This window comes from Pseudomonas brassicacearum (assembly GCF_918698105.1).
Taxonomy (GTDB): Bacteria; Pseudomonadota; Gammaproteobacteria; order Pseudomonadales; family Pseudomonadaceae; genus Aquipseudomonas; species Aquipseudomonas brassicacearum_F.
In genome coordinates this window covers 1-3901 of the sequence record NZ_CAKKMI010000152.1, presented here as the reverse complement: position 1 = coordinate 3901, position 3901 = coordinate 1, and the positions used below count along the sequence as shown (strand labels likewise).

The 3901-nt window shown below is 65.6% G+C and carries 2 protein-coding genes and 1 riboswitch; both genes read left to right on the top strand.

Going from position 1 to position 3901, the window contains the following annotated elements; genetic code table 11:
• Positions 1-105 precede the first annotated feature (105 nt).
• Positions 106-320, top strand: a riboswitch (cobalamin riboswitch).
• 98 nt (positions 321-418) lie between these two features.
• Complete coding sequence (gene cobW / locus LQ215_RS29315; protein ID WP_290369183.1) at positions 419-1483, top strand: cobalamin biosynthesis protein CobW; 1065 nt, start codon at positions 419-421, stop codon at positions 1481-1483.
• Positions 1484-1486: 3 nt separating this feature from the next.
• On the top strand, positions 1487-3901 hold a 2415-nt coding region (gene cobN, locus LQ215_RS29310), incomplete at its 3' end, for a cobaltochelatase subunit CobN (protein WP_230153721.1).

Here is a 3901-nt window from a genome sequence, read left to right as displayed (position 1 = left end):
CCCCGGTTCTTTACGGTCGCTGCGCAACCGAGCGGGAGCAAGCTCCCTCGCCACAACGGCGTCGTGCAGATTACTTGCGGCGATTGACCCGCCCCCACACCCTGCGTAGCCTTGCGCCTTCGAGGTTCTTCGGCATGCGCCGAAGCTAAGAAGGGAACGCGGTCCAAGCCGCGGCTGCCCCCGCAACTGTGAACGGTGCTGTTTCTGCAAGGCCACTGTGCATGTCCTTTTCCATCGGGCGCACGGGAAGGCGCAGCAATTGCCAGTCGAAAGATTGGCCCGCCGTCAGCCAGGAGACCTGCCTCGAGACAGATTCTCACTACAACCGGGCGGGGTGATCCGGTGGCGAAATCTTCCGCGCGCGCCTGTGCCAGCGGTTGTCGTCCCGTTTGCCCGCCACCTAGCCAAAGGGCATCCGATGAAAACACTGGCCAAACTCCCCGTCACCATCGTCACCGGTTTCCTCGGCTCGGGTAAGACCACCTTGCTGCGGCACATGCTCGACAACGCCCAGGGCCGGCGCATCGCCGTGATCGTCAACGAATTCGGCGAGCTGGGCATCGACGGCGAGATCCTCAAGCAGTGCTCCATCGGCTGCACCGAAGAAGAAGCCAACGGCCGTGTCTATGAACTGGCCAACGGTTGCCTGTGCTGCACGGTGCAGGAAGAGTTCTTCCCGGTGATGCGCGAACTGGTGGCCCGGCGTGGCGACCTCGACCACATCCTGATCGAAACCTCCGGCCTGGCCCTGCCCAAGCCGCTGGTCCAGGCCTTCCAATGGCCGGAAATCCGCAGCGCCTGCACCGTCGATGCGGTGATCACCGTGGTCGACAGCCCGGCCGTGGCCGCTGGCACCTTCGCGGCATTCCCCGATCAGGTCGATGCCCAGCGCAAACTCGACCCGAACCTGGACCACGAATCGCCGCTGCACGAATTGTTCGCCGACCAACTGGCGAGCGCCGACCTGGTGATCCTCAACAAGGCTGACCTGATCAGTCCTGAGGACCTGGCCAAGGTTCGCCTGGAAGTCGCCGAAGAGCTGCCACCGGCGGTCAAGGTCATCGAAGCCAGCAGCGGTCGCCTGCCGCTCGACGTGCTGATCGGCCTGGGCGCCGGTTCCGAAGAACACATCGACGGCCGTCACAGCCATCACGACCATCACCACGATGGCGACGATGATGACCACGATCATGACGCCTTCGATTCCATTTCCATCGAACTGCCCCAGGCTGATGAAAGCCTGTTGCTCGACGCACTGACGCAACTGGTGGTCCAGCACGGCGTACTGCGAGTCAAGGGTTTCGCGGCGATTCCGAACAAGCCGATGCGCCTGTTGATCCAGGGCGTCGGCACGCGTTTCGACAAGCATTTCGATCGCCAGTGGGGCGTCGAGGAAGCGCGGGTCACCCGTCTGGTGCTGATCGGCCAGGCGCTTGACGCCGCGCTGCTCGAGGCGCAGTTGCGCGCCGCCCTCGGCGCCTAAGCCATGCACCTGCTCAGGACCCAGCCCGGCGGTTTCGTGTCGGATGACAACATTGCCGACCTGGGGCAAACCCCCGCCGAACTGGTGATCCTGTGCAGCGGCGACTCCAGCCTGGCGCTGCTGGCCGAAGCGGCGAAGCAGTTGCCGGGCGACTACCCGCAGTTTCGCCTCGCCAACCCGATGCAGGTGCAGAACCACGCCTCGGTGGATCTGTATGTCGAAGACGTGCTGCGCCACGCCAAGGTCATCCTGCTGTCGCTGCATGGCGGCATCGGCTATTGGCGCTACGGCATCGAGCGCCTGATGGAACTGGCCGGGCGCGGGGTGAAGCTGATCCTGGTGCCGGGGGATGATCGTCCGGACCCGGAACTCAGCGACCTGAGCAACGTGCCCGTTGAGGACCGCGACCGGCTCTGGCAGTTCTTGCGCCAGGGCGGGCTGGGCAATGCCCTGGACCTGTTTCATAACCTGGGCAGTCAATGGTTCGGCCGCGATTATCCGTGGGCCGAGCCGCAGGCCTTGCCACGCACGGCCATCTATCACCCGCGTAAAACCAGCGCCAACCTCGACGATTGGCAAGCCGACTGGCGCGCCGGGCAACCGGTGGCGGCGGTGCTGTTTTATCGCTCCCACCTGCAAGCGGCGAACACCGCGTTCATCGACGTGTTCTGCCAGCGCCTGCAAGCGGCGGGGCTCAATCCGCTGCCGATTGCCGTGGCCAGTCTCAAGGAGCCTGGTTGCCTCGCACTTGTAGAAGACTGGCTGGACGAGGTGCAGGCGGGCGTGATCCTCAACACCACCGGCTTCGCTCAATCCAGCCCCGAAGCCCCGCACTTGCGACCGTTTCGTCGCAACATCCCGGTGATCCAGGCGATCTGCGCCCAGGACAACGAACCCGGCTGGCGTGCCAGCGAGCAGGGCTTGGGGCCACGGGACCTGGCGATGCACATAGCCTTGCCGGAACTGGACGGACGGATCATCAGCCGCCCCATCAGTTTCAAGGACCTGGCCTGGCGCAGCGAGCGCAGCCAGAGCGACGTGGTCTGCTACCGAGCCGCGCCCGAGCGCATGGATTTTGTCGCCGAACTGGCCCGGCGCTGGACCGCCCTGGCGCGTTTGCCCAATGCCCAAAAGCGTGTGGCGCTGATCCTCGCCAACTACCCGACCCGCGACGGGCGCATCGGCAATGGCGTCGGCCTGGACACCCCGGCAGCGGCGTTGAATATCCTCAGGGCCTTGCAGGCCGAGGGCTATCCATTGCCGGCTGAACTGCCGGCGAGCGGCACCGCGTTGATCCAGCAATTGCTCGGCGGGGTCAGTAACGACCTGGACAGCCTCGACCTGCGTCCCTGTCACCAGAGCCTGGCCCTCGCCGAGTACCAGGCCTTGTTCGACGCACTGCCCGACGCCAATCGCCAAGCGGTGCTGGCGCGCTGGGGCTCGCCCGAGCAGGACCCGATGTTCCGCGAGGGCCGCTTGATGGTCGCCGGTCTGCGCCTGGGCCTGACCTTCGTCGGCATCCAGCCGGCGCGGGGTTACCAGGTCGATCCGAGTGCGGTGTACCACGACCCGGACCTGGTGCCGCCCCACGGTTACCTGGCGTTTTATTTCTGGTTGCGCCACACCTACGGCGTCCACGGGGTGATCCACGTCGGCAAGCACGGCAACCTCGAATGGCTGCCGGGCAAGGGCGTCGGGCTGTCGGAAAACTGCTGGCCGGACGTGCTGTTGGGGCCGCTGCCGAATATCTATCCGTTCATCGTCAATGACCCGGGCGAGGGTGCCCAGGCCAAGCGTCGCACCCAGGCGGTGATCATCGACCACTTGATGCCGCCGCTGACCCGGGCCGAAACCTATGGGCCGCTGCGTAACCTCGAGCTGCTCGCCGACGAGTACTACGAGGCGCAATTGCTCGATCCGCGCCGTGCCCGGGAGCTGCAACGGGACATCCTCAACCTGGTGCGCGAGACGCACATCGACCGCGAACTGCAACTCGATGCCGGGCTCGACAGCGACGCCGATGCGGCGATCTGGCTGCCACGCCTGGACACTTACCTGTGCGACTTGAAGGAGTCGCAGATCCGCGACGGCCTGCACATTTTTGGAGAGTCGCCTAGCGGACGGCTGCGCATCGACACCTTGCTGGCGTTGCTGCGCATTCCCCGGGGCGACGGCAAGGGGGCGCAGTCGAGTCTGTTGCGGGCGCTGGCCAAGGCGTTCGGGCTGTGTTTCGATCCATTGGATTGTGCCTTGGCCGAGCCCTGGACCGGCGAGTGTCCCGAGGCCTTGCGCCAGGTCAGCGCCGAGCCTTGGCGCACCGCAGGCGATACCCGCGAGCGCCTGGAGCTGTTCGCTGGGCAGTTGATCGAGCTGGCGCTGGACGGTGCGGTGGAGCAGCTCGACGCGCCGGGTTGGGAG

What these genes read in the sequence shown, in the direction of transcription:
- cobW (WP_290369183.1), top strand. Translation starts at nt 419, where the DNA reads ATGAAAACACTGGCCAAACTCCCCGTCACCATCGTCACCGGTTTCCTC.